21 protein-coding genes are annotated in these 25,880 nt (G+C 60.9%); 8 read left to right on the forward strand and 13 right to left on the reverse strand.

The features are described from left to right. Window positions 1-77 precede the first annotated feature (77 nt). From ACM9HJ_RS09970 to ACM9HJ_RS09985, 4 genes are all read right to left on the reverse strand, one after another. A complete protein-coding gene (locus ACM9HJ_RS09970) occupies window positions 78-872 on the reverse strand; it encodes a hypothetical protein (RefSeq protein WP_416571567.1) in 795 nt (264 codons plus the stop codon). A gap of 201 nt (window positions 873-1,073) precedes the next feature. Then, entirely contained in the window at window positions 1,074-1,844 is a 771-nt protein-coding gene (locus tag ACM9HJ_RS09975; RefSeq protein ID WP_416571568.1) for a GIN domain-containing protein, read from the reverse strand. 178 nt (window positions 1,845-2,022) lie between these two features. Next, on the reverse strand, window positions 2,023-3,378 hold the full coding sequence (gene hisS, locus ACM9HJ_RS09980) for a histidine--tRNA ligase (RefSeq protein ID WP_416571569.1): 1,356 nt from the start codon (window positions 3,376-3,378) through the stop codon (window positions 2,023-2,025). Window positions 3,379-3,474: 96 nt separating this feature from the next. Then, window positions 3,475-3,867, reverse strand: coding sequence for a hypothetical protein (locus ACM9HJ_RS09985; protein WP_416571570.1), 393 nt, complete (start codon window positions 3,865-3,867; stop codon window positions 3,475-3,477). Between the two features lie 176 nt (window positions 3,868-4,043). On the opposite strand from ACM9HJ_RS09985, the gene ACM9HJ_RS09990 reads away from it, so the two are divergent. Continuing rightward, complete coding sequence (locus tag ACM9HJ_RS09990; RefSeq protein WP_416571571.1) at window positions 4,044-4,445, forward strand: VOC family protein; 402 nt, start codon at window positions 4,044-4,046, stop codon at window positions 4,443-4,445. 9 nt (window positions 4,446-4,454) lie between these two features. On the opposite strand, the gene ACM9HJ_RS09995 is transcribed toward ACM9HJ_RS09990, so the two are convergent. Beyond that, window positions 4,455-4,985: a pentapeptide repeat-containing protein gene (locus ACM9HJ_RS09995; protein ID WP_416571572.1), complete on the reverse strand. Its 531-nt coding sequence runs from the start codon at window positions 4,983-4,985 to the stop codon at window positions 4,455-4,457. Between the two features lie 196 nt (window positions 4,986-5,181). Between ACM9HJ_RS09995 and ACM9HJ_RS10000 the strand changes: the two genes are divergently transcribed. Together ACM9HJ_RS10000 and ACM9HJ_RS10005 are read left to right on the forward strand one after the other, a co-directional pair. After that, window positions 5,182-7,332, forward strand: a complete 2,151-nt coding sequence (locus ACM9HJ_RS10000; protein ID WP_416571573.1) for an ATP-binding protein — start codon at window positions 5,182-5,184, stop codon at window positions 7,330-7,332. Window positions 7,333-7,435: 103 nt separating this feature from the next. Further along, entirely contained in the window at window positions 7,436-8,503 is a 1,068-nt protein-coding gene (locus ACM9HJ_RS10005) for a homocysteine S-methyltransferase family protein (protein WP_416571574.1), read from the forward strand. A gap of 10 nt (window positions 8,504-8,513) precedes the next feature. Here the strand turns inward: ACM9HJ_RS10005 and ACM9HJ_RS10010 are convergent, their stop codons facing one another. After that, window positions 8,514-8,945, reverse strand: a complete 432-nt coding sequence (locus tag ACM9HJ_RS10010) for a PIN domain-containing protein (RefSeq protein ID WP_416571575.1) — start codon at window positions 8,943-8,945, stop codon at window positions 8,514-8,516. Further along, window positions 8,942-9,208, reverse strand: coding sequence for a FitA-like ribbon-helix-helix domain-containing protein (locus ACM9HJ_RS10015; RefSeq protein WP_416571576.1), 267 nt, complete (start codon window positions 9,206-9,208; stop codon window positions 8,942-8,944). Before ACM9HJ_RS10015 ends, ACM9HJ_RS10010 begins: the two co-directional genes overlap by 4 nt. 90 nt (window positions 9,209-9,298) lie before the next feature. On the opposite strand from ACM9HJ_RS10015, the gene metH reads away from it, so the two are divergent. Beyond that, window positions 9,299-11,983: a methionine synthase gene (gene metH / locus ACM9HJ_RS10020; RefSeq protein ID WP_416571577.1), complete on the forward strand. Its 2,685-nt coding sequence runs from the start codon at window positions 9,299-9,301 to the stop codon at window positions 11,981-11,983. Window positions 11,984-12,008: 25 nt separating this feature from the next. Here metH and ACM9HJ_RS10025 read toward each other — a convergent pair whose 3' ends face one another. From ACM9HJ_RS10025 to ACM9HJ_RS10035, 3 genes are all read right to left on the reverse strand, one after another. Continuing rightward, window positions 12,009-12,920 carry a DUF4435 domain-containing protein gene (locus tag ACM9HJ_RS10025; RefSeq protein WP_416571578.1) on the reverse strand — a complete coding sequence of 304 codons (912 nt, stop codon included), beginning with the start codon at window positions 12,918-12,920 and terminating at the stop codon, window positions 12,009-12,011. Then, window positions 12,920-14,314, reverse strand: a complete 1,395-nt coding sequence (locus ACM9HJ_RS10030) for an AAA family ATPase (RefSeq protein ID WP_416571579.1) — start codon at window positions 14,312-14,314, stop codon at window positions 12,920-12,922. Before ACM9HJ_RS10030 ends, ACM9HJ_RS10025 begins: the two co-directional genes overlap by 1 nt. Before the next feature lie 245 nt (window positions 14,315-14,559). Beyond that, the gene (locus ACM9HJ_RS10035) at window positions 14,560-14,703 is read right to left on the reverse strand and encodes a hypothetical protein (RefSeq protein ID WP_416571580.1); all 144 of its coding nucleotides are present in this window, start codon (window positions 14,701-14,703) and stop codon (window positions 14,560-14,562) included. 143 nt (window positions 14,704-14,846) lie between these two features. Here ACM9HJ_RS10035 and ACM9HJ_RS10040 point away from each other — a divergent pair, with 143 nt between their 5' ends. Next, window positions 14,847-15,080, forward strand: coding sequence for a type II toxin-antitoxin system Phd/YefM family antitoxin (locus ACM9HJ_RS10040; RefSeq protein WP_416571581.1), 234 nt, complete (start codon window positions 14,847-14,849; stop codon window positions 15,078-15,080). 285 nt (window positions 15,081-15,365) lie between these two features. Here the strand turns inward: ACM9HJ_RS10040 and ACM9HJ_RS10045 are convergent, their stop codons facing one another. Next, window positions 15,366-18,659, reverse strand: a complete 3,294-nt coding sequence (locus ACM9HJ_RS10045) for a two-component regulator propeller domain-containing protein (RefSeq protein ID WP_416571582.1) — start codon at window positions 18,657-18,659, stop codon at window positions 15,366-15,368. A gap of 364 nt (window positions 18,660-19,023) precedes the next feature. Between ACM9HJ_RS10045 and ACM9HJ_RS10050 the strand changes: the two genes are divergently transcribed. Next, window positions 19,024-19,866: a glycosyltransferase family 25 protein gene (locus tag ACM9HJ_RS10050; protein ID WP_416571583.1), complete on the forward strand. Its 843-nt coding sequence runs from the start codon at window positions 19,024-19,026 to the stop codon at window positions 19,864-19,866. Window positions 19,867-20,047: 181 nt separating this feature from the next. Then, entirely contained in the window at window positions 20,048-21,727 is a 1,680-nt protein-coding gene (locus tag ACM9HJ_RS10055; RefSeq protein ID WP_416571584.1) for a hypothetical protein, read from the forward strand. A 61-nt stretch (window positions 21,728-21,788) separates the two neighbouring features. On the opposite strand, the gene ade is transcribed toward ACM9HJ_RS10055, so the two are convergent. Then, window positions 21,789-23,504 carry an adenine deaminase gene (ade, locus tag ACM9HJ_RS10060; protein ID WP_416571585.1) on the reverse strand — a complete coding sequence of 572 codons (1,716 nt, stop codon included), beginning with the start codon at window positions 23,502-23,504 and terminating at the stop codon, window positions 21,789-21,791. Between the two features lie 17 nt (window positions 23,505-23,521). Further along, window positions 23,522-23,911: a hypothetical protein gene (locus ACM9HJ_RS10065; RefSeq protein ID WP_416571586.1), complete on the reverse strand. Its 390-nt coding sequence runs from the start codon at window positions 23,909-23,911 to the stop codon at window positions 23,522-23,524. 79 nt (window positions 23,912-23,990) lie between these two features. Here ACM9HJ_RS10065 and ACM9HJ_RS10070 point away from each other — a divergent pair, with 79 nt between their 5' ends. Continuing rightward, window positions 23,991-25,286 (forward strand): NCS2 family permease, encoded by a 1,296-nt coding sequence (locus tag ACM9HJ_RS10070; protein ID WP_416571587.1) that lies wholly within the window; start codon window positions 23,991-23,993, stop codon window positions 25,284-25,286. The last annotated feature ends 594 nt before the right edge of the window (window positions 25,287-25,880 follow it).

The following is a 25,880-nucleotide window of genomic DNA, read 5'->3' on the forward strand; positions in this document are numbered from 1 at the left end:
GGTCAGCGGGCGTTTCCGCCTCTTGTACGAGAGAGGATTGCCGGGGGCAATGGGCGACCCCGCCCCCAAGCCCGTCCTCACCCCGGGACCTTCTTGCCGTTGACCTTGACGCTGGCCAGACCGGAGGAGTTGATCCGGCGTTCCTTGGCCTGGCCTTCGAAGGCGACGGAACCCAGGCCGGAGACGGAGACGTCCAGCAAATCCACGTCGCCCTTGTTGAGATCGACGTCGCCGACGCCACTGACCCTCACGGAGACGGGTCCCTTGACGCCGGCGACATCGACATTGCCGAAGCCGGCGATACGGATATCGGCGCCCTGTCGCACGGTACCGATATCCACATCGCAGGCCCCGGCGATGTTCAGGTCCAGCTTGCCGGCAATATCACCGGTATCGATGCCGGCAGCACCGGCCACATCGATGCGGGCACTGGACAGGCGGCCGGTCTTGATGTCGGCCGCGGCACGGATATCCGCGGTCAGCGGCCCATCCAGGTCACCCACATCCAGCTTGCCGATCATGTCATCGATATGGATGGCCGTGCCCTTGGGCAGGGTGACAGTGATGACGACGTCGTTATCCTCCACCTTCCATTCCCGCCGCTTCTTCTCCGGCGGACGGGACCGGGCGACGATAACGCCACCGTCACCGGCCTTGGCCGACAGCAGCGGGAATTCCTCCGCCTCGGCATCGATGGTCACCGTCACGTCGCGGGCCGATGGGTCGACATTGACACGCACCTCGCCGATCACATCACGGATGGTCAGCTTGGTCGCATCGAAGCGTACGGGACCGGACGTTTCCGCCCAGGCAGCACCGGCGAAGGCCGACAGCGCGACGGTGGCGAGAAGGATGAAGGCTGGCTTGCGCATGGTGAAGGCCCCCCGTGGCCCCGGTTCATTCAGGCAAGGCGGTCCCGTTCCCGGCCTACAGCGGGCGGGTCGATACCGGACGAATTCAGATAATGCCAACGGTCATTCCCCATGACCGTTGGAGGCCGGCGACCGCCGGCCCGGCGCCCATGCGCCGTAAGCCAAGCCGCCGGAGGCGGCGCCCGGCGCCTGAGGGAATAATCAACTCGTCTTTCCCGTAACCTTCACGTTGCCGGAGCCGGACTGTTCGATGCTCTGGTTGCGGGCCACGCCGTCCAGCAGCAGGGAACCGGAGCCGTTGATCTCCACGGCCAGCGGATCGGCCAAGCCGGACTGGATGCGGATGTCGCCGGAACCGTTGATCTCCGCACTGATCGGGCCGTTCGCATGGGCCAGCGTGATCTCACCCGACCCGTTGATCTCAAGTTCCGCCTTGCCGGCGGTACGGCCGGTGATGACGGAGCCGCTGCCATTGATCTCCAGGCTGACATCGCGATCGACATCGCCCAGCTTCACATCGCCCGACCCGTCGATACCGACGCTGGCCGTGGTGACACGGCCGACCGCCAGCTTGCCGGAATTCATGCCGTCGATGGAAAAGGCGCCGCGCAGATCGCCGACCGTGCCCTCACCGGCGAAATCATCGATTTCCAGCTTGGTGCCGGCCGGCACGGTGACCTGGACGGTCACCCAATCCTCCTGCTCGCGCCAACGGCGCTCCCGCGGCGATTCCTTCTGGCGGATCACCAGGTCGCCGCCCTCCTGCCGCACCTCGACCAAATCCACCCAGCGGGCGGGGCCGGTGACGCTGGCGGTGACCTTGGAGGCACCGTCATCCACCTTCACCTCCAGCCGGCCAACGACGCCCTGGATGGTCACTTCCTTGGCGGAGAAATCCTGCGGCCCGAAGGCCAGCGCCGGCAGGGACGTAAGCGTCAGGGCGGTGGCGAGGAGGAGGGGCTTCAGCGACATGATGGTCAGGCTCCGATTGGGTCGGTTGGTTCTGACCAGGGGAAGAGCAACTGCCGTGCCAAGCGCAAAAATGGCGGATTCGCTGGGGCGGGATCGCTAGATGGTGGGAACACGGCCATGAAGTGGTGAAAATGACGATTGAAGGTGGCGATATGCGCCACCTTCAATCGTGGTGCAATCAGCCGATCACGCTCTTCAGCCACGCCGCCAGCTCTTCCCGCTTCACGGCATTCTGGCTGCCCGCGACCATGTCCTTGACCAGGACTTCGCCCTTTGCCTTCTCGTCGCCGCCCATGATCACGGCGTAGCGGATACCGGCCTTGTCGGCGTACTTGAACTGCTTGGCCGGCTTGTCGGGCGACAGATAGATCTCCGTATTCACCCCCGCCGCCCGCAATTCGGCACCGATGGACAGGTAATCGGTCAGCAGGGCGGGATCGAACTGCGTCACCAGCGCCTGCACGCTGCTGTCGCCATCCTTGACGATGCCGGCCTGCTCCAGGGCATAGAACAGGCGCGTCAGGCCGATGGAAATGCCCACGCCCGGCAGCTTTGACTTGGTGTAAAGCCCGGCCAGATTCTCATACCGCCCGCCGGAACAGACCGAGCCCAGCGACGGATGGTCGGTCAGGAAGGTCTCGTAGACCGTGCCGGTGTAGTAATCCAGGCCACGGGCGATGGCCAGATTGATGCGCCAATGCGTCTCCGGCACGCCGAACGCCTTCAGGGCACCGACGACCTGTGTCAGTTCGTCCACGCCTTCCTTGAACAGGGCATTGTCCAGGCCCAGGCGGTTCAGATGCGCCAGCGTATCGGCTGACGGTCCGCTGAACCCGATCATGTCGAGCACCGAGACCGCCTGTTCGGCAGACAGCGAGATATCCTCGGTCGTCTGCAATATCCCAAGCACTTCTTCACGAGACAGCTTGTCCAGCTTGTCCACCTGACGCAGCACCAAGGTGCGACGGACAGGATCCATCACCCCCAGCGCCTCGAACATGCCCAGCAGGATCTTGCGGTTGTTGAAATTGATCTGGAAGGGGCCGACGGCCAGTTCCGTGAACACTGCATAGATCACCGCCGGCATTTCCGCGTCATAGGCGACGGGCAGGCTGTCCTTGCCGATCACGTCGATATCGCACTGATAGAACTCGCGGTACCGCCCCTTCTGTGCCCGTTCGCCGCGATAGACACGCTGCATCTGGTAACGGCGGAAGGGGAAGGCCAGCTCGCGCTCATACTGCGCCACGTAGCGGGCGGTGGGCACGGTCAGGTCGAAACGCATGGCCAGGTCGGGCTTGTGGCCCTGTTCGATCGCCCCCGTGGACTGCACGAAATAGACCTGCTTCTCCGTCTCCCCGCCCGATTTGGACAGCAGCACATCCGCCACCTCGAACACCGGCGTCTCCAGGGGGATGAAGCCGAACCGTTCGTAATTGCGGCGGATAGTGTCCAGCATGCGCTGGAACGTGATCTGCCGGCGCGGCAGCAGTTCCATGGTGCCGGCGGGGGTGCGGGGGGTGATCAGGGCCATGGGATGGGTTCCGGACGGTATTTCAACAGGCTGGAACGCTTTTACCCAGGTCCGGCCCGGCCCGCCAGCAGCAATGGCGGCGGGGGGCCATGTCGATCAAGCTGCTTGGCGGCGGCGCGCATCGACCAGCCAGCGCAGGGCCGGCCCTTCGTCCCGGAAGGCGCGGTGCTTGGCGCCGGGATAGAAGCTGGCCAGGATGGTGACGAAACTGGCGAACCCTTCCGGCAGCAGATAGGCACAGCGCAGGCCCGTCGGCTGTCCCAGCACCCAGGGGGCGAAGCGGCGCATGTCGCGGATCATGCCCCAGTCGATGGAGCCGGTGAATTTGCGGATATCCACCAGCACCAGATTATCCGACCGCAGCATACCGTCCGCGGCCGCCAGTCCCAGGGCAGTCTCGATATCGGCGGACGATACGTCGCCCGACAGATGGAAGCACAGGAAACCCTCGCTGAGCGCGATGGTGATATGGTCTGCGCCGTGACCCACGGAGAACATGCCGATCGACCCGCTATCCTTAAAAAGCGAGCGGCAATATGTCTTCTGCTACTCCGCAGGTCAATGATTCCGTGAACATATTATACGATTTATTGCATACAATTTTAGAAAATCATGATCAACATTAAAATCAAAAATCGCTGACAAGGCCGTATGGGAAGAATATCGTGGTACAGAACCAAGCATCGGTGGAGCCGGACATGACCCAATGGACCTCCAGCACGCTGTTTTTCGTGAGTGACGTTGAAGCTGCCATAGATTTTTATATCGACCGCTTCGGCTTCACTCTCAACATGCGGTACGAAGAGGAAGGACGGGCACGGGTGGCGGGCGTCAGCAATGGCGATGGCTGCGCCATCCTGCTGACCGACCAATGGCCCGACAAGAACGGAACCGGCGTGCTCTATACCGCACTGGACAAGGATGAATTCACATCCCTGAAGCGGCGGCTTGCGGAAAAGCGTGTGCAGATGGAGGACGGTTTCTGGGGCCGTCCGCTGCTGGTCGTCACAGACCCCGGCGGCAACCAGCTCTACTTCCCCCATCCGGGAGAAGTGGAAGAAAGCTGACCCCATACCTTAATGGCATTGGCCCAGCGATCCCACGCCGCAGGTCCGGCCATCGGTCCAGCGGGCACCCGTCAGGTCGGCATTGCGCAGGTCGGCCCCATCCAGCCGGGCACCGGTCAGATCGGCCCCCTTCATCACCGCCCCCACCAGCTTGGCATTGCGCAGGTCCGTGCCCTTCAGGCTGGCCCCGGCCAGTTCGGCGCGGGTCAAATCGGCCTCGATCAGGCGGGCACCATCCAGCACCGCCTTGTCCAGCCGGGCCGACAGGAACTTGGCCCGATAGGCATCGGCATTGGTCAGCCTGGCACCGGTCAGGTCGCTGCGCTGGAACGTCGCCTCGCGCAGCATGGCCTTGTCCAGCGACGCCCCCGTCAGGTCGCGCCCGTCCAGATAGCAGCGGCGCCAATTGACCCCGTCCGCCGCCGGGTCCGTGCAGCCCGCGTAGGCCCCGCCCGCCAGGATCAGCAGGGTGGCCAACAAGCCGGACAGGCGAAGCGGAAGGGAGGCGGACGGGGCGCGTGGACGGGGCTGGTTTCTCATGCCATGAAAATAAGCAGCCCCCCGGGCCGGTGCAACGGGTGGGCGAAAAAAGCTGGTAAATGCGCAAGCGGATATCAGACGCGGCAAACGCGCGGATTGCAACGGCGCGCCGAGTGGCGCAAGGTTAATCGGAACAACCTTTCACGTGGGATAGTGCGTAAATATGGCCGTGCGGCGTTATTTGGGCCATTCTGGTATGATGCGCTGGTTCTGGGCGCCTCTTGTCGCGGCACTGATCCTCTCCACCCTCTGGGCCGGCCTGTCTGCGGCCCTGACCCAACGCCCGCTTGCCGTTGACGGCGTGCTGGACCTGCGCGGCTGGGATTTCCGCAATAACGGCCAGATCTTCCTGGAAGGCGACTGGCAGTTCTGGCGCGACCGGCTGGTCGCACCGGCGGACATTGCCGGCGGCAGTGCCCCCCATCCGGCATTGCTGGCCGTACCCGGCCGCTGGACCAGCCAGAAGGTGGACGGCGTTCCTCTGGCAGCGGAAGGCATTGGCACCTACCATCTGCGCGTGCTGCTGCCCAAGGACGCCCCGCCCCTGGCCATGCGCCACAACCAGCGCTTCGTGGCCTGGGATGTGCTGGTCAACGGCGAACGCTCCATCCATGCCGGCAAGGTCGGCATGGACGAGGAAAGCACCAACAGTGCCGGGCAGAAGGCCATCGCTGCCGTCCGGCCCGTCGACGGGGTGCTGGACATCACAGTGCAGGTGTCGGCCTTCGGCGGCTATGGCGGCATCCCGCGCGCCCTGTTGCTGGGTGATGCCGACAGCATGTATGGCGACTGGCAGCAGGAACTGGCCTTCCGCGCCGCCTTCCTGTCGCTCTGCCTGTCCATCGGACTGCTCTACCTGATCCTTTATGTCCTGCGGCCACGCGACCGGGAATGCCTGGTCTTCTCCGTCATGTCGGTGGCCATCGCCCTCGTCCAGCTGACCTCCAACACGCCGTTGGGCAGCGAGGTGCTGTACAGCCTGCCGGGGCAGCTGCTGGGCTTTCTCAATAATGTGATGTTCCCCTTCGTCTGGCTGTCCTGTCTGGCCAGTGCGGCGCTGCTGTTCCCCGGTTCCTTGCGCAGGGAGCTGGCCTGGCCGTCCTTCCTGTTCATCCTGGCCGTGCCCGTGGCCAGCCTGTGGACCCTGCAATTTCCCTGGCTGCTGACCTGGACGGCGACCATCGGCCTGATCCTGGCCATGATGACGCTGATCTGCGCCACGGCCCTGGCCGCCCGCCAGCGACAGCCGCTGGCCCTGCCCATGGCCATCGCCTGGACCGTGCTGGGCTTCGCCAATCTGGCGCTGGTGCATCGCATCGGCTTCACCGGCATCATGGAGGCCGGATACTGTTTCATGCTGTTCCTGCAGGCCGCCTTGCTGATCGATCGGCTGCGCCACATGCTGGATCAGGCCAAGCAGTCCAACGCAAGGCTGGCCGCGCTGAACGGCGCGCTGGAGGATCAGGTCGCCGACCGGACCAGGCATCTGTCGGAAACCGTGGATCGCTTGCAGCTGGCCCAGGACCGCATCGTGCAATCGGAGAAGCTGGCCAGCCTGGGCCGGCTGGTCGCCGGTGTGGCGCATGAGGTCAACACCCCCGTCGGCACGGCGCTGACCACCGCCACCCATCTGGCGCAGCAGGTGGAAGCAGCGGAGGAAGCCATCAATGCCGGCACCATGACCCGCCGCCAGCTGGCCGATTTCCTGGCGGAGGTGAAGGAGGCGGCGGGTCTGCTGACCAGCACCGTGGAGCGCACGGCCGCCGTGGTGCAGAGCTTCAAGCAGATCGCCACCGAACGCTCGGACGAAACCTTGCGCCGCCTGGACGTGCATGACCTGCTGAACGAGCTGCGTCCGGCCATGGAGGTGCGCACCGACGCCCCCAATATCAGCCTGGTCGTGGACAGCAAGCCCGGCCTGGTACTGGAAACCAATGGCGGCGCCTTGACCCAGGTGCTGGGACAATTGCTGGCCAACTGCATGGACCACGCCTTTCCGGACGGTCGGTCCGGCCATATCCGCGTCGCCGCCGGCATGGCGCCGGATGGCGCTGTGGACTTGGTGGTGGAGGATGACGGCATCGGCCTGGACCCGGCCGTGCGCCCCCGCCTGTTCGAACCCTTCACCACCACCGGCCGCGCGGAGGGCCGCACGGGCCTGGGCCTGCACATGGTCTATACGCTGGTGGCCGGGCCCCTGGGCGGGGCCGTGGAGATGGGCGACCGTCCCGATGGCGGCACAAGCGTGCGGGTGCGCCTGCCCGGCACGCCGCGCACCGGGGGTGATACGCCGCCGCCGCCCGTTCCCGTCGTGGGCGCCCTCGGCATGTCAGCCATCATCACATAAAGATATCTTTATGTTTGCATGCGTAGCGGTGCCAAGGTAAAACCGAGGCCAGGGGTGCTTCGCGCCCATTTGCCGGCATTTCTGCGTTTGGATGGAGGGGTTGATGACAAGGACGGAACGGCTGTCACGGCTGCGTGACATTGCCCTTCAGCGCATCCTGGTGATCGACGGTGCCATGGGCACCATGATCCAGCGCCACAATCTGCAAGAGGATGATTATCGCGGCGAGCGTTTCCGGACCTGGAACCATGATGTGAAGGGTAATAACGACCTTCTGTCGGTCACCCAGCCAAAGATCATCTACGACATCCATGCCCAGTACCTGGATGCCGGTGCGGATATCATCGAGACCAACACCTTCAATTCCACCAGCATTTCGCTCGCCGATTACGGCATGGAAAAGCTGGCCTATGAGCTGAATTTCGAAGGGGCGAAACTGGCCCGTCAGGCCGCCGATCTGGCCGAAGCCGCCGATCCCACCCGCCCCCGCTATGTCGCCGGTGCGCTGGGTCCCACCAACCGCACCGCCAGCATCAGCCCGGTGGTCACCGACCCCGGCTTCCGCAATGTCGATTTCGACGAGTTGCGCATCGCCTACAAGGAACAGACCGCCGGCCTGATCGATGGCGGGGCCGACCTGCTGATGGTGGAAACCATCTTCGATACGCTGAACGCCAAGGCCGCCCTGTTCGCGATCGAGGAGGTGCTGGAGGAGAAGGGCCTGGAACTGCCCGTCCTGATCTCCGGCACCATCACCGACCGTTCCGGCCGCACCCTGTCGGGCCAGACGACGGAGGCCTTCTGGAACAGCCTGCGCCATGTGAAGCCGTTCAGCATCGGGCTGAACTGCGCCCTGGGTGCCGACCTGATGCGGCCCTATGTGCAGGAACTGTCGCGGGTGGCCGAAGTGTTCGTGTCGGCCTACCCCAATGCCGGCCTGCCCAATGAGTTCGGCCAGTATGACGAGAAGCCGGAACACATGGCCGGCGACCTGGCCGGCTGGGCCAAGGATGGCTTGGTGAACATCGTCGGCGGCTGCTGCGGCTCCACCCCCGACCATATCCGCGCCATCGCCGAGGCGGTGAAGGGCGTGCCGCCCCGCGCCCCGGCCTCACCGGACCCGGTGATGCGCCTGTCGGGGCTGGAGCCCTTCACCATGTCGGCATTCTGAGGGGGAAGGATCAGGTGTCCACCACCGCAGCCCAGGGATCGACAAGGGTGACGCCCGCATCGGCGAAATGCCGGATGTTGCGGGTGGCCAACGCCGCGCCATGGGCCAGGCAGGTGCCGGCGATCATCGCGTCACGGTGGTCGATGACGATCCCTGCCCGTTTCCGCCGCCCTTGCAGTGCCGCCGCCAACCTTGCCGCCTGTTCGGACAGGATCAATGGCGGCTGGACAAGCATGCCCGACAGCAAGGTTTCCGTGCGCCGGGCCAGTTCATCCCTGCGTCGCTCCATGTCCAGCCGCTCTACACCCATCCATAGCTCGAAGGTGGTAACGGTTGTGGTCAGCAGCTCATCAGCCTGCTGCTCATCCAGCCAGCGAACGATGGCCGCATCCGGGCTTTCCGCCGTCACGGCCGAAATGACGTTGGTGTCCAGCACGATCATTTGGAATAGTCGGGAACTTGCCAGTTGCCGCCCCGCAGCTCCTGAATCTCCCCGCTCCGGAATCCATATCCGGAACCGGAGAACAGCGCCGCGATCCGCGTGCCCAACCCCGGCTGGCCAGCCGGCTTCGTCGGCACGCCACCAGTTACGTCAACGAGGATGGCCTGCACCTCATCATCCAGCGAGCGTCCATGTTCGCGGGCGCGCTGCTCCAGCCGCTCGCGTAGTGTGGGGTCCAAGTCCAGCACGAGGTGGTTATCCATCACCGCCCCCAACATCGATATTCTAGTCCCTGAAATATAGCACGCCCACCCCCTCCCCAAGTCCCCGCCCAGAACCCCCGAGAACCCGCCATGACCACCGCCCCCCGCACCGCCAGCTTCATCAATATCGGCGAGCGCACGAACGTCACCGGCTCGGCCAAGTTCAAGAAGCTGGTGCTGGAGGGACAGTACGAGGCGGCACTCGACATCGCCCGCGATCAGGTGGCCAACGGCGCCCAGGTCATCGACATCAACATGGATGAGGCGATGCTGGACAGCGAGGCGGCGATGGTCCGCTTCCTGCGCCTGATCGCGTCCGAACCCGACATCGCGCGGGTCCCCGTCATGATCGACAGCTCCAAATGGAGCGTGATCGAAGCCGGGCTGAAAAATGTCCAGGGCAAGCCGATCGTCAATTCGATCAGCCTGAAGGAGGGCGAGGAACCCTTCATCGCCTATGCCAAGAAGTTGCGCCGCTATGGTGCGGCCGTCGTCGTCATGGCCTTCGATGAGGTCGGTCAGGCCGACACCCGCGCCCGCAAGCTGGAAATCTGCAAGCGTTCCTACGACATCCTGGTGAACCGGGTGGGCTTCCCGCCCGAAGACATCATCTTCGACCCCAACGTCTTCGCCGTCGCCACCGGTATCGAGGAGCATAACAACTACGCCGTCGATTTCATCGAGGCCACGCGCGACATCCGCCGCGAATGCCCCGGCGCCCATATCTCCGGCGGCCTGTCCAACGTCTCCTTCAGCTTCCGCGGCAACAACTCCGTGCGCGCCGCGATGCATAGCGTGTTCCTCTACCACGCCATCCCGGCCGGCATGGACATGGGCATCGTCAATGCCGGCGAACTGCCGGTCTATGATGACATTCCGGAGGAACTGCGCGAGCGGGTAGAGGATGTCATCCTCAACCGGCGCGAGGATGCCACCGACCGGCTGCTGGAAGTGGCCGACAAGTACAAGGGCGGCGAGAAGAAGAAGGCCGCCGACCTGACCTGGCGCACCCTGCCCGTCAAGGAACGCCTGGCCCACGCCCTGGTCCATGGCATCGACGAGTATATCAACGACGACACCGAAGAAGCCCGGCTGGCCGCCGAACGGCCCCTGCATGTCATCGAAGGCCCGCTGATGGACGGCATGAACGTGGTCGGCGACCTGTTCGGTGCCGGCAAGATGTTCCTGCCGCAGGTGGTGAAATCCGCCCGCGTCATGAAGAAGGCCGTGGCCTGGCTGCTGCCCTTCATCGAGGAGGAAAAGGGCGGCGGCAAGTCCGAACCGGCCGGCCGCGTGCTGATGGCGACCGTGAAGGGCGACGTCCACGATATCGGCAAGAACATCGTCGGCGTGGTGCTCCAGTGCAATAATTTCGAGATCGTGGATCTCGGCGTCATGGTGCCCTGCGCCCGCATCCTGGACGAGGCCAAGGCCCATAATTGCAACATCATCGGCCTGTCCGGCCTGATCACCCCGTCCCTGGACGAGATGGTGTTCGTGGCCAAGGAGATGCAGCGCACCGGCCTGAAGATGCCGCTGCTGATCGGCGGCGCCACAACGTCGAAGGTTCATACCGCCGTCAAGATCGACCCCAACTATGACGGCCCCGTCGTCCATGTGCTGGATGCCAGCCGCGCCGTGGGCGTGGCGCAGAACCTGTTGAACGAAGTCAACGGCCCGACCTTCACCGCCAAGACCAAGTCCGACTATGCCGCGATGCGCGAGGCCCATGCCCGCAGCCAGATCAACCGCGCCCGCCTGCCGTTCGTCCAGGCCCAGGCCAACGCCCTGAAGCTGGACTGGGCCACCTACAGCGCCCCGCAGCCCCTGAAGCCCGGCGTCACGATTTTCCAGGATTACGATCTGGCCGAACTGGTCAGCCATATCGACTGGAAGCCCTTCTTCCAAGCATGGGAACTGCACGGCAATTTCCCCGCCATCCTGGAAGATGACAAGGTCGGCGAGAGCGCCCGCGCGCTGTGGGCCGATGCCCAGTCGATGCTCCAGCGCATCGTGGGCGAGAAATGGCTGCGCGCCAACGCCGTGGTCGCCCTGTGGCCCGCCAACAGCACCGGCGACGATATCGAGCTGTACACCGACGAGACCCGCAGCACCGTCCTGGACCGCCTGCACATGCTGCGCCAGCAGATGGCCCGCGACCCCGGCCGCGACCGCGCCCACCTGTCGCTGGCCGACTATGTGGCGCCCAAGGACAGCGGTGTGCCCGACTGGATGGGCGGCTTCGCCTGCACGTCCGGCATCGGGCTGGAGGAGCGCGCCAAGCAATTCGAGGCCGCACACGATGATTACAGCGCCATCCTGCTGAAGGCCCTGGGCGACCGTCTGGCCGAAGCCTTCGCCGAGCGCCTGCATGAGCGCGTGCGCACCGAGCTGTGGGGCTACGCCGCCGGCGAGACCCTGACCAACGAGCAGCTGATCGCCGAGGCCTATCGCGGCATCCGCCCCGCCCCCGGCTACCCCGCCTGCCCCGACCACACGGAAAAATCCACCCTGTTTCGCCTGCTGGACGCCACCAATGCCGCCGGCATCACCCTGACCGAAAGCTTCGCCATGACGCCCACGGCGGCCGTGTCGGGCTGGTATTTCGGCCATCCGGACGCGAAATATTTCGGCGTGGCCAAGGTGGAGCGCGATCAGGTGGCCGACTACGCTGCCCGCAAGGGCATGAACCTGGCCGAGATGGAGCGCTGGCTGGCGCCGAACCTGAACTATGATCCGGATGCGGCGGATCGGGCGGGGGTAGCGGCGGCGTAATCGCCGCTACTGTATTTTAATAACATCACAAAATAGAATAGTAAAAAGCAGTTTTAAATTTTTCTTGATAGTAATCAATAATCTCATTATTTCGATGACTCGAGGTATGTCGGAATATAGTTAAAGCTGAATCCTTTATCTGAGATGAATTCAACCTAATTGATCTTTCGTGTTGCATTACGTACCACTTTATATATCGTATGCAAAATCCCATCAGCACATGCCCGGGGAATCTGCTCTCTTTCAAATGTACATCCGTAATCTCTCGATTTAACAATTTAAATTTACCTTTTTCTTTCTTGATCCTGGAAATTAAAGGGGAATAACTTAACTTAAGTTCCCCATTTTTGTCGTCGAAATGAATTACACCATCACACGTCTCATTTGTGGGAACAAAGCTCACGCCAGAGCCATAAGAGACTAATTGCAGATATAGTGACCTTCTCAATATACATTGCAGTCTATTAAATTTTATAAGAAAATCTGCATTTATTCGGTTCTCATCGAATGCAGATAGGTGGCCTATACTGCCAATTATCATAGGTATCATTCCAGGGAAAAACACATCATTTTCCCATGAATAGCCAATTGTATAAATAACCCTGCTATCATTAATCCATTTTCCAGATATATCATCCCAATCTCGATCCAATACAAAAATTACTTTCTTGTCTCCACGATTTAAGATTGTCTTGGCATACGAAACAACTGCAGATTTGCTACCCAGGGGCTTAATTTTAATGGTCTTCCCAGGGGCAGACTTATCAATAACAGTCCTCCAGAATGTTACATCCTCGGCGCACGCGTTATATGCACCGCCATCCACTTCCCCCTCCAAAAGAGAAGCGCTACCACCCTCACAATAGATAATAAATTCCGCACCAGTAAAGAGGGAATAATTACCGAATCCAGACGCAGTGCGTATAAATACATTCATTATTGATCATCCCCAAGAGTTATTATATTATTTGTAAAACTCGATACTATATCCGGACTATGTGTGGCAAATATAAACTGTGCGTTCTTGTTTAGTTGGCGCAATGACTCTACAAGCCGCTCCTGCCACATGACATGCATAGATAACTCTGGTTCATCTGCAATATAGACCACTGGACGCCCTCTCTCTAACAATGCTTCCATAAGAAAAATATAAAGTTGCTTTTCACCTGAAGACAGCTGAAACGGAGAAATGAAAGTCCTATTTGTAAAGTTATTACCCCTATAAAGGGCGAATAATATTCTTCCATCTTCCAGTATTATTAGTTTTTTATTAGAAAAGAACTTTTCAAACATCTCCTTGATAAATTTCTTTCCACGCGAATGAGAGTCAACTTTACGCTGATAATCTAGCCAGAACCGTGCGGTCTGATCTGCTTGAAATATTGAAGCCAATACGATCAAATCATTTAACCGCAGCTCGTCTTTTTCAAGAAACTTTCTCCGAACGTTCTCCGCAAGTTCATAATGATAGTCCATCTTATCAATATAATCAGATTTATTAACGCCAAGATCTCCAAATATCGTTGACATGTATGTCTTTTGACTTGGAAGATCAATGGATTCAAGAATATTGTTAGAGTAATTATATTTAGATGAGTCATATATAATAGAAGAAAATATTTTCTTTTCAAATTCCCTGGCCTCTCGCTTAATAAGATTGTCGATTTCTGTCACATATTGATTAAATCTATTCCCCAAATCACCTATCCGCTGATCAACACTGCTGTCATAACCAGTATCATTTTCTAGATTTACAGCCTCTGACTTACGATGCACGGACAGCCAAGTCACTTCGCACAGAAATCCTATAGCGCTTGCCATCTCCGGATGTAGTGGTGCCAGTCGCTGCGAGAAGGAGCCCAATCCACTTACGTCTCGTTGCCGACCACGATGGTACATTGCAGGAAGAGACGCAGAATGAAGAGGCTTCTTATCTTTCGAGTTCTTAAAGAACTGAATAGTTAATGACTGCGCAGGGCCGGAGTCACCATCAGAAACTCGCGAAAAATACAACATGGGCCGACTAGAGCCCGACGCACTTAAAAAATACACCCTAGCGTTTCTAAAATGAACTTTAAATATGGCATCCATATTGCATGACAATATAGAGGAAATGAGATTTATTATGGTGGTCTTTCCTCCACCATTTTTGCCAATTAAAAAATTTACGTCTGACCTAAAATCAATAGATACGTCCTTATAACCCCACAAACCGCCAATCTCTAAACGAGAAACATAATGCTTGTCCTCATTCTCATCCCTATCGTCAGGGGAATGATTCATTGAGCTGACCATGCTGGCTCCAGGAATTGAAACTTTATCGCCTGCCATTCGGCAAACTAACCGATTATACCGTTGCATTGACTTGACACAAAGGGAATTCAACAAAAAGAGCACGCCCCGGAACATATAGGATAAGTACAATAAATTTTGGAATTTATCAATAAATCTTTAATATAAATTGGCGATTGGTATTTACTTAATCACTTTATTGAGTGTAAATCAAATTAATAATGCCGACACCCCAATATGTATTTAGACAATTATCATCAGTATTGTTTTATATTCCCCATGATTTAAAACAGCCATTTCAATAATGGCTTAAAGTTTTCATTAACATAACGCAAAAATTGAATGCCTGCCTGCACAACGGCGCTTACATCAACATTATCGCGACGCGCCACCAGTTCATCAATGAAGCTGCCAACATCTTCAGGCACAGATCACGTCACTGAGGTACGCATCAGGGTTTCCTCAACAAAAGACATCAAACAATCATAGCATAAATCCGTCGCCCTTCTCATTTCCCCCAATTCGGGCCAATTTGAACCTTGTTGATCAATCTCTGGTCGGAGCTGCCATCATGCCTCAGGTCACCATCCACAGCGCTGAAGCCAATCTACCCAAACTGATTGAGCAAGCCATGAACAGGGAGGACGTGATCATCACCAAGGAAGCAAAGGCCATGGTGCGACTGGTGCCCGTGACTCAAGGCAGCTTCAAGGTTGGCATTCTGAAAGACACGTTGGGCCAAGCTCCCGACTTTCTGGAACCGATGGGCCAGCAGGAACTTGGCTCATGGGAAGACGGCAACTGATCCCAATCTGCTGACTGTCGCTCTGGCGCAGCCATGTCTTGTATGGCGATCAAATCTGGTCTAGGCTATTAATCCTAAAATCGGTGGGATTCTCTCTGCCACCGCCTTCCACTTAAACAGGAGAAGACCACAACAACACTCCGAATTCATTCGGAGCCAGCGACCAGGACCTCCGAATTCGAAACTCACCAACCATTTGATTTTACTTGGTTTCCAAAATTCCATCCGTGCAACGCAACCCGATTTTGTGTTTCACAATGTTGCACAAGCCCCCTCGCCCCGACGTCAACCGAGCCGGCACGACCTCCGCCTATTCACCCCCAACCGCCCCGGCAGCGTAATGATGAACCGGCTCCCCAACCCCGGCGCGCTTTCCAGGCTGATGCTGCCCGACAAGGGGCCGGCCACCAGATTGTGGACGATGTGCAGGCCCAGGCCGGTGCCGCCATGGTCGCGGGTGGTGGTGAAGAACGGGTCGAAGGCCTTGGCCCGCACATTGTCATCCATGCCCACCCCGTCATCGGCGATAGTGATCACCGCCGTATCCTCGATGGCCGACAGGGTCACGGTCAGGGTGCCACCGCCGCCTTGGGGCCAGGAATGCTGGAGCGCGTTCAGCATCAGGTTGGTCAGGACATTGACCATGGCACCGGGCTGCACCAGGGCCGTCAGTTCCCGCATCCCCTCCAGATGGAAAGTCACCTGCTTTTCCCGCAGGCGCGGCTGAAGCGGGGCGACGGCTTCGGCGACCAGGGTGGACAGGCGCTGGCGCTGGCGGGGGCCGGCATATTCCTCCGCCGAGACCTGCTTGAAGCTCTGCACCAGCCGGGCGGCACGCTGGAGATTGGCCTGCAGCACGCCCATCGCCTCCCGCCCCGTGGCCAGGAAGTCGGACAGGGCCGTGCGGGTCAGGGCCTTGCCATCGACCTGCCGGCTGACCGACCCCATTTCCTCCGACAGGAAGCTGGAGGTGGTGATGGCCACGCCCAGCGGCGTGTTGATCTCATGCGCGACACCGGAGACAAGGCGGCCCAGGCTGGCCAGCTTCTCCTCCCGCACCAGCCGGTCCTGGGTGGCGCGCAGATCCTCCAGCGTGGCGGCCAGCTTGTCCTTCTGGCGGGCGATCACCTCCGTCCGCTCATCCACCTCGCGTTCCAGCTCCCGCTGGCGGCGACGCAGGCTGAGCGTGCGCAGCTGCACGATCGCCCAGGCGGCCAGCCCCAGGGCCAGCAAAGCCAAGCCCCGGAACCACCAGGTCTGCCACCAGGCCGGCATCACCGTGACGGGCAGGATCAGCGGTTCCGGCGCGAACATGCCGGCTCGGTTGCTGCCCCGCACCAGCAGCCGGTAGGAACCGGGCGACAGGTTGGCATAGGCGACATGGCGGTGAGTGCCGTCGCCGGCCATCCACTGCTCCTCGAACCCGTCCAGACGGTAGAGAAAGCGGGTGCGGTCGGGGGCGGTGTAATCCAGCGACGCGAACTCCACCGACAGCGACCGCTGATCAGGCAGCAGGCTGAGCGAGGGCGGGTTGGGCAGATTGTAGATGTCGGCCGGCACCGGCTTGCCATCCACGCGCAGGTCGGTCACCACGGTGGGGGCCAGGGTGCGCCAGGCATCCAACAGCGAAGGCTTCACCACCACCAGCCCGTCGCGCCCGCCGAACATCATCTGTCCATCGGCATCGATGGTGGCGGAATTGGACCAGAAGCTGCCCACGCCCACCCCGTCCGGCCGGCCCAGCGCCTGGATCGACAGATCGTCGCCATTGACCACGGCCAGCCCGGCATCGGTGGAGGCCCAGATGCGGCCCGCCGCATCCTCCCGCAAGGCATTGATCAGCAGGGTGGGCAGGCCGTCGGCCTGACCCAACCGGCGGAATTTCGGCACCTGCCCCGGCTGCCAACCGGCCTCCAGGATGTTCAGCCCACCGCCCAGCGTGCCCACCCAGATGCGGCCCTTCCGGTCGGTCAGAACGGCGGTGACGAAGTTATGGCTCAACGACTGACCATCGGCCGGGTCGTTGCGGATGCGCTGAAACCCGCCATCGGCACCGCGATAATGCAGCCCGGCATTGCCGCCCACCCACAGCCCGCCATCGGGGCCGGGCGCCAGCAGGCGCAGCCGGTTGTCGATCAGCGAGCGCGCATCCCCCAGCCTGGTCCGGTCCACATTCATGGCGCCGGTGGCCAGGTCCAGCGCCACCAGCCCGTCCGTGGCAATCCACAGCACATTGTCACGGCGCATCAGGAACCAGACGGCGGCATTGGCACCGGGGGCCGGCAGCGGCACCGCCTCCAGCTTCGCCACCGCCGGCCGGCGACGGAACAGCCCGCGTTGCGTCCCGATATAGACGGTGCCGTCCGGCATGGTCTCCATCGACAGCACGGCCCCGTCGGGCAGACCGCCGGTGCCCGGCCGGATACCATCGCGCCCGCCCGTTACCGGGTCCAGGATATCGATGCCGTTGGCCTGCAACCCCGCCCACAACTTGCCATCGCCGGCCAGCATCAGGCTGCGCACCTGCGGGTCGGACAGGCGGTCGGCACGGATATGGGAGGCCGGAACCGACAGCACGGCCCGGGTCACCGGGTTGCGCCGGGCCACCCCGCCGCCCCAGGTGCCGATCCAGAGAATACCCGACCGGTCGACCAGCAGGGAGCGCACGTCGGACGCCACCAGGCTGCTGATCAGGGTCGGGTCGTTGCGATGCATGGTGACATGGCCGCTGGCCACGTCCAGCTCCGCCAGACCCGCCCCTTGCGTGCCGATCACGATGCGATCGGGCGCCAGTTCGGCCAGGGCATGCTTGGCGATGGTGGCCGCAGCCGCTTCGCCGTCACCCGGCAGGTTGAACAGCCGCTGTTCGCCCGTGGCCGGGTCCCACATGGCGACCCCGGGAAACTCCCCCGTCACCCAGAGCCGGCCCTTGCTATCGCGCAGCAGCCCCTGGATGGGGGCATCGGCCGGCACGGCACCGCCCAGCGACACAGGCGCGGTCACATCGCCCGACGGGTCGATGCGCACCAATCCCCGCCCACTGGCCAGCAGCAGCCCACCATCGGGCAGCTCCACCATGTCGCGGATCTGTTCCAGCGGCGGGATATCCGGCTCCGGCCCGCGGCGGGCATAGAAGCGGCTGGCCCCCGTGGCCGGGTCGCGCATATGCACGCCGCCCACCGTCCCCACCCACAGCCTTCCCTGCGCATCGGTCAGGATCGACAGGATCGACAGGTTCAGCAGCCCGTCATTGACCCGCACGAACCGGTCGGTGGCCGCGTCGAACCGCGCTAGGCCACCGGCATTGGTGCCCACCCACAAGACACCCTTGGAATCGACATGCAGCGCGGTGACATAACTGTCGGGCAGGCTTCCCGGATCGCCGGCATTGCCCGTGTAATGGCGGAACCGGTGTCCGTCATAGCGGGCCAGCCCGCCACCGGTGCCGAACCAGATGAAGCCTGCCTGATCCTGGACGATGGCACCCACCACGTCGTTGGGCAGACCCTGTTCCCGCCCCAACCGCTCGAACAGCGGCTCGGAAAAGGCCGACCAGTCGGCGGCCCGCGCCGGCGACAACCCAAGTACCACCGCAACCAGGGGGGCTAGAAAGCGTACCCATCGACACCACGGCTGCGGATGCTGCGACCGATCAAAAGACATTGTTGTAACCGGCATCATCATCAGCCATCTTGCGGATGGCTCCATCATAGCAAGTCAAAGCCATTAGGGAAATCCGCATGGCGGTTATGGACAGGGGATGCTGCAACCTTGACTGATCGCCACCCCCGGAAGGTCGCAGGCCCGGCCCCGCCGCGCACCGGCCTTTTCACATCGGGATTGCCGCTGGCAAATATTAGGATCAAGGACGCGGGCGGCTATGGGCCATTGACGCCGCAATCGTACAAATCGCGTTATAGACCAACCGTTTAGGGCTCGTCCGATGCCGAATATTGACTTGATTTACATTAATCTGGACCGGGCTGTTGAACGGCGCGAAGCGCTGGAACGGAACTTCCGCGAGGCGAATTTCTCCAGCGCCTGGAAGCTGCACCGGTTTCCCGCGGTCTTGTGGAGCTCCGACGCGGTGACCAATATGGCGGGCCCCGCATCCCCGACCCTGAAGGGCAATTGGCTGAGCCATATCGGCTGCATGAGGCGGGCCATCGAAAGCGGCTGGAAATCACATCTTCTGATCGCCGAAGATGATGCCGAATTCTCGCCAAAGGCCGAGGCGATGGTCAATCTGGCGATTAATGACATGGAGCCGGACAGCTGGGATATTCTTTTCCTTGATCTGCTGATCCCCCGCGCCATCGATATGCCGTCGATCTTTTCGTTAAGGCAGCATTGTGCCTTAAAAAATGAAACCATGATGTTAAACCTGGAAGCACTTCGCCATCGATATGGCTTTATCGGCGCCGGTGCCTATGTTGTGAACAATGCCTCCCTGCACAAGATGTTCACGACCTTCAATTCCAACAGTATACCCGCAGCATATGATGTTGCTTTACGCCATTTCATCTACAACGGCGATGTGAAGGCGTTTGCCATCTTTCCATTTCCGGCCACGGTCAATGTCCATGGGGACAACCCGGATGTCTCGCATCCCGACAACTGGGTTTATGAATGCAGCCTGATGCATGAATTCCGCCGCCTGATCTGGATTGACTCCGATCTTGACCTGCGGCGTCCCGAGTTGGCGCGGGACGAGATAGCGCCGGATGTCGAGCGCTTCCAATCCATCTTCGCTCGCTTGCTATCTCGACAGTATGCATTCATCTAGGTAACTTGGGTCTGACATTGGCGCGCTCGGTGGAACGATTTGAAGAGCCGGGGCCACAAGGCCTGTCATCCTATGATCATGCTGCTCTTTCCCGACCGCGATGATACCGAGCGAGCGGTTGGTATCCCCGCTTTCCGGGACAGAAGCCAGGAGAAGTACCGTGCTTGCGGATATATCGACTGTGAATGACGACCAGTTCGCCGACGCCGCAATCGCCCGGATGCGCTCGCCATACGAGATGCATATCATCTGCGTCGATGTGACGAACAAGTGCGACCTTCACTGCTCGAACTGCACCAGGCTGCTGAAGAACCAGACTAGCTTCTGGGATATGACACCCGATAATTTCCGGCTGGCATTGCGGAGCCTGCGCGGCTTCAACGGCGTGATCGCCATGATCGGCGGCAATCCCTGCGTCCATAAGCAGTTTGAGGAACTGTGCCGGATTTTCGCGGAGGAAATCCCGAATAAGTCACAGCGTGGCCTCTGGTCGAACAACCTGTTCGACTATGAGCAGCTTATCGCGGACACGTTCGGCTTTTTCAACCTCAATCCCCACAACGATCAACGTGGGCGCAAGTCACTGGAAAGACTGAAGAAGCTGATCCCGAGGGTCAATTTCTTCAACGGACATTCCCACCATTCGCCCTTGTTGACGGCCGTGCAGGACCTGTATCCCGACAAGGCGGAGATGTGGGACCAAATCTCGACCTGCGACATCAATCGCCAATGGTCCGCCACGGTGCTGCAGAACAAGGGTGAGCTGCGGGCCTATTTTTGCGAAGTGGCGGGATCGTTCGATCTGGCACGGGGTGAGGATAACGGCTATCCGGTCGTTGAAGGCTGGTGGTGCAAGCCGCTGCAGGACTTCGCCTCGCAGGTCAAGAAATTCTGCCCCGGCTGCGGTGTGCCGGCCCGGCTGAAGGGGCATCTTGACAGTGACGAGATCGACACCTATTCGCGCTCCAACGCCAAGCTGGCCGAGCAGTCCTTGCGCAAACGGCGCAAGATAATTGAGATAAACTCCCTCGAAGAGGCGGAGAATCTGAATAGCGATTTCACAAATTACAATAACTACCACCAGCTCAGGGAACACACGTTCGAGCAGCGCGACGGTCTGGTCGGCACGCTGTACAGAAGGGCGGACAAGTTCATCGTCCAGCCGGGCAGCGTCTCTTCCACCGACCCGGGAAATTTCACCCAGCAGGAGTTGCCCGCCTATGTGACAAACCTGCTGCTGCCGGACGATTCCGTTCTGCTGCTCGGCCCCGGCTATTCGACCAAGATTGTCGATATCGCCCGCCGCGCGCGCTTCGCCTGGGCATTGGACCCCGATGCCGCCGTGGTTGAGGCGCTGTCATTGACCTGTCAGGTGAATAGCTGCGCCAATACCAAGGTCGAGCGGCTTGCCGCCTACGACCACAACGCCGTTGCACGATTTGCACGGGGTCAGGGCCAGGGCGCTGGTCTGGTCGATCTGGTCGAGGCGGACGACATCGTAACCACCGGCGCTGAAATTCTGTATGTGAACTGCGTTCGGGTTGATGACTATTTCGATGAGCCCGCCCAGGTCGTGGTGTCGACAATTCGCGGTCGCGGTGAACTGGCCGCACTGACCGGGGCAAAGCAGACCTTGAAGCAGGCGCGACTGCTGTTCCTGGACTTCGCCGCGGAAGGCTTCCGGGCCCATCCGGACAAGCTGGAGAAGGTCGCTTCCCTGCTGGGTGAAAGCTTCGAGTTCGGCTATGCGCCCTTCGCCATGCTGCAGACGGAGAAGGTGGCATTCACCGCCCTGTTGCAGAAACTGGTGGAGGATAATTCGAGCGGCTGCATGATCTTCTGCAAAATTGCCCTGATCTGAGGCTGATCAACTGGAATGCGCCCCATCCGATGCTCATGGCAGCATCGGATGGGGCGTTTTCTCATGCCGCCACCAACTCGAACCTGTCCACATCCACCAGCCCCATATCGGTGATCTTCAGGTGCGGGATCACCGGCAGGGGCAGGAAGGCCAGTTGCAGGAACGGCTCCGCCAGCGGGCAGCCCAGCGCCTTGACCGAGGCACGCAGCGCCTCCAGCTCATGTTCCACCGCCTCGAACGGTTTCAGGCTCATCAGACCGGCCACGGGCAGGGCCAGTTCGCCGACCACCGCGCCATCCTTGACGGCCACGAAGCCGCCGCCGATCTCGGTCAGGCGGTTGATGGCGACGACCATGTCGGCATCGGCGGCACCCACGGCACAGATATTGTGGCTGTCATGGCCCACGGAACTGGCCAAAGCACCCGACCTGATACCGAAGCCCTTCACGAAGCCCTTGCCGATATTGCGGGTGAAGCCGTGGCGTTCGACCACGACGATCTTCAGGATGTCATTGTCCGGGTCGGCATGGCGGCGGCCATTGCGGTAGGGAACGCTGGCCTGCAAGGCCTCGGTGATGATCTTGTTGGGCAGGACGCCGATGACCGGCGTGCCGGGGCCGCTTGCGGGAATGGCCAGGTCGTCGGCCACCACCCGGTCGCGCTTGATGGAATTCAGGCCGACAGGCGGCGGGGAGGTGCGGCCGGCGAAGCTGTCCGGCGTTACCGGCTTGCCGGCGCGAATCACTTGGGCGACCGTGCACTGCGCCAGATCGTCCAGCAGGACAATGTCGGCCAGATATCCCGGTGCCACCAGCCCCCGATCCTTCAGCCCGAAGCCGCGCGCCGCCGACCAGGTGGCCGTGCGGTATGTGGACGCTATATCGGCCCCGCCGGCGATGGCACGGCGGATCAGATGATCCAGATGCCCTTCCTCGGCAATGTCCAGCGGGTTGCGGTCGTCGGTGCAGAAGGCCAGGAAGGGGCTGGTCAGCGGGTCGATCAGGCCCGACAGCTGATCCACGTCCTTGGATACCGACCCGTCGCGGATCAGCACCTGCATGCCCTTGGCGATCTTCTCCCGCGCTTCGGCCTGGCTGGTGCATTCATGGCAGTTGCGGATGCCGCAGGAGAGATAGGCGTTCAACTCCTTGCCAGTGACCAGCGGAGAATGGCCATCGATATGGGCGCCGTAGAATTCCGCCAGCTTGTCCAGCACCTCCTCATCCTTCCACAGCACGCCGGGGAAGTTCATGAACTCGGCCAGACCGATGACCTTGGGATGGTGGCGGTGGCGGGCCAGATCGTCGGCCTTCAGTCGGGCACCCGCCGTTTCCAGATGCGTGGCCGGCACGCAGGACGAGAGCTGGACGCGCAGATCCATGGCGGTGGACAGCGATGAGTCCAGGAAATATTTCAGCCCCGTCTCCCCCAGCACATTGCAGATTTCGTGCGGATCGCAGATGGCGGTGGTGGTGCCGCGCTGCAGGACGCAACGGTCGAATTCCGACGGGGCGACCAGGGTGCTTTCGCAATGGACATGGGTATCGATGAAGCCGGGCACGGCGAAGCGGCCCTTGCCGTCGATCTCCACCAATCCATCATAGCGATCATAGGTGCCGACGATGGTGTCGCCGCAGATGGCGATATCGGTTTCCTCGATCGTGCCCGTGGCCACGTTCAGCAACCGGACATTCTTGATGACGAGGTCGGCGCGGTTGCGCCCCATGGCCTGGTCGATCCGCTGTTTCAGGATGGCTTTGGCGGCGGCGCGGTCCATGGGTTTATCCTTCGCTATCAACGCGGTGTCTTGGCACAGAGCGCCAGCAGGTCGGCCTCGGCCGCCGGCTGGATGGGGCGGCCGTTGAACAGGACCTGACTGCCCTGCACCGTCACGGTACCGATCTGCGCCTCCCCCCGGTAGAGGTTATTTGTCTGAAAGCCGAAGCGGCGGGCGATATCGGTGGTCAGCTGGATATCGATATGGTCGGGCATCTGGATCGACGCGCCATCGGGCAGGTCGGCCGGGGCCACCGGCTTGCCATGCACATCCACGCCCGGCTTGTACTCGACATCGGCACTGGGCTGATGCCGTGTGACATAGCGGCAGGCGGCGGGATCGACACGGATGGTGGGCAGGTCGGATTGCGCCAGGGCGGGCGATGCCGCGCCTGCGAAAAGCGCCATCAACCCTATGGCCCTCAAGGCTTTTTCAATGAATACTGGCATCCCTTCCCTCCCCCTCCTTCGCTGGGGCGTCCCGCACATGCTGACATCCTACTTCAAGCTGAACGAACTGGGCAGTGATGTCCGGACGGAGTTGCTGGCCGGTTTCACCACCTTTTTAACAATGGCCTACATCATCTTCGTCAATCCGCAGATTCTGTCGGCGGCGGGGATGGATCATGGGGCGGTATTCGTGGCCACCTGCGTGGCGGCGGCCATCGGGTCGGCCATCATGGGGCTCTATGCCAATTACCCGATCGCCCAGGCGCCGGGCATGGGGCTGAATGCCTATTTCGCCTTCACCGTGGTGGGGCAGATGGGCCATTCCTGGCAGGTGGCGCTGGGGGCGGTGTTCCTGTCGGGCGTGCTGTTCATCATCCTGTCGATCCTGCCCATCCGCGAGGCAGTGGTGAATGCCATCCCCCGCACACTGAAGCTGGCGATTTCCGCCGGCATCGGTCTGTTCCTGGCCATCATCGCGCTGGAGAATGCCGGTTTGATCCAGGCGCATCCGGTGACGCTGGTCACCATGGGCGATCTGACCAAGGCGCCGCCGGTGCTGGCGGCCATCGGCTTCATCCTGCTGTGCGCCCTGGCGGCGCGCAAGGTGACGGGGGCGGTGATCCTCACCATCCTGGCCGTGGCGATCATCGGCATGGTGGCGGGCGTGTCGCCCTTCAACGGCCGCGTCGTCTCCCTGCCGCCGGACCCCAGCCCGACCTTCATGGCCATGGACCTGTCGGGCGCGTTCAGTGTCGGGCTGATCACCGTGGTCTTCGCCTTCTTCTTCGTCGACCTGTTCGACACGGCCGGCACCTTGATCGGTGTGTCGCACCGCGCCGGGCTGCTGGACAAGGATGGCAAGCTGCCGCGGCTGAAGCGGGCTTTGTTCGCCGATGCAGCGGCCACCACCATCGGCGCCACGCTGGGCACCTCCACCGTCACCTCCTATATTGAGAGTGCGGCTGGCACCAATGTCGGCGGGCGCAGCGGGTTGACGGCGGTGACCGTGGCATTGCTGTTCCTGGCCTGCCTGTTCTTCGCACCACTGGCCGCCAACATCCCCGCCTATGCGACGGCACCCGCCCTGCTCTATATAGCCTGCCTGATGGCGCGGGGGTTGACGGAGGTGGATTGGGACGATGTCACCGATTATGCACCGGCGGTGATGACGGCCATTTCCATGCCGCTGACCTATTCCATCGCGCATGGCATCGCCATCGGCTTCATCACCTATGCCGGCATCAAGATCCTGGCCGGACGCTGGCGCGATGTCGGGCCGGTGGTGGCGGTGCTGGCGCTGCTGTTCCTGCTGAAATTTATTTTGTTGGCGTGAGTGATTCTGGATGATTCGATGACAAGGGCCGCTCCCATCGGGGGCGGCCTTTTCTTATGGCGAGGGATGAAGCTCGTTCAGTAGGCAGCAAAAATCATGGTACCGATAGCAACGGCTATTTTATGTGCAATCGCCCCCTAAATGGGCACATCTTCCGTTCACGTAAAGCGCGACGACCGATCGTTCCGCCACGAAACCTTCACTTGTCGTCAAATCTGTTGTTTTTCATATACTTAGAACATCACTCACATGACAGTGAGCCATGCGGTGGGGTTATGGGGTCGTCTGGACGCATGCAATCGTGGCAAGGCGGCAACAGTGGCCGCTGCATTTTTAAGCTTAACGCGCATTCATTGAATTTAGATGGTGACGGCTTTTGCGAGCGCTGCTTATACTCCGCCCCACAAAAGAAAAGACCGCGCCAGCAAGGCAGCGCGGCCTGAGTTTAGGGAGGAATCGCCACCAGGCGGTGTCAAAACAGGGATCCAACCCCGTTCGACAAGATAAGTTTTCAGTTTTCTGAATTTAAAGGCAAGCCGATTTCGTCGGCTTGCCTTTTTATTTGGTCGATTTTTAGGTTTTTGCCTACACCTT

The organism is Niveispirillum sp. KHB5.9, from assembly GCF_048066115.1.
Classification (GTDB): Bacteria; Pseudomonadota; Alphaproteobacteria; order Azospirillales; family Azospirillaceae; genus Niveispirillum.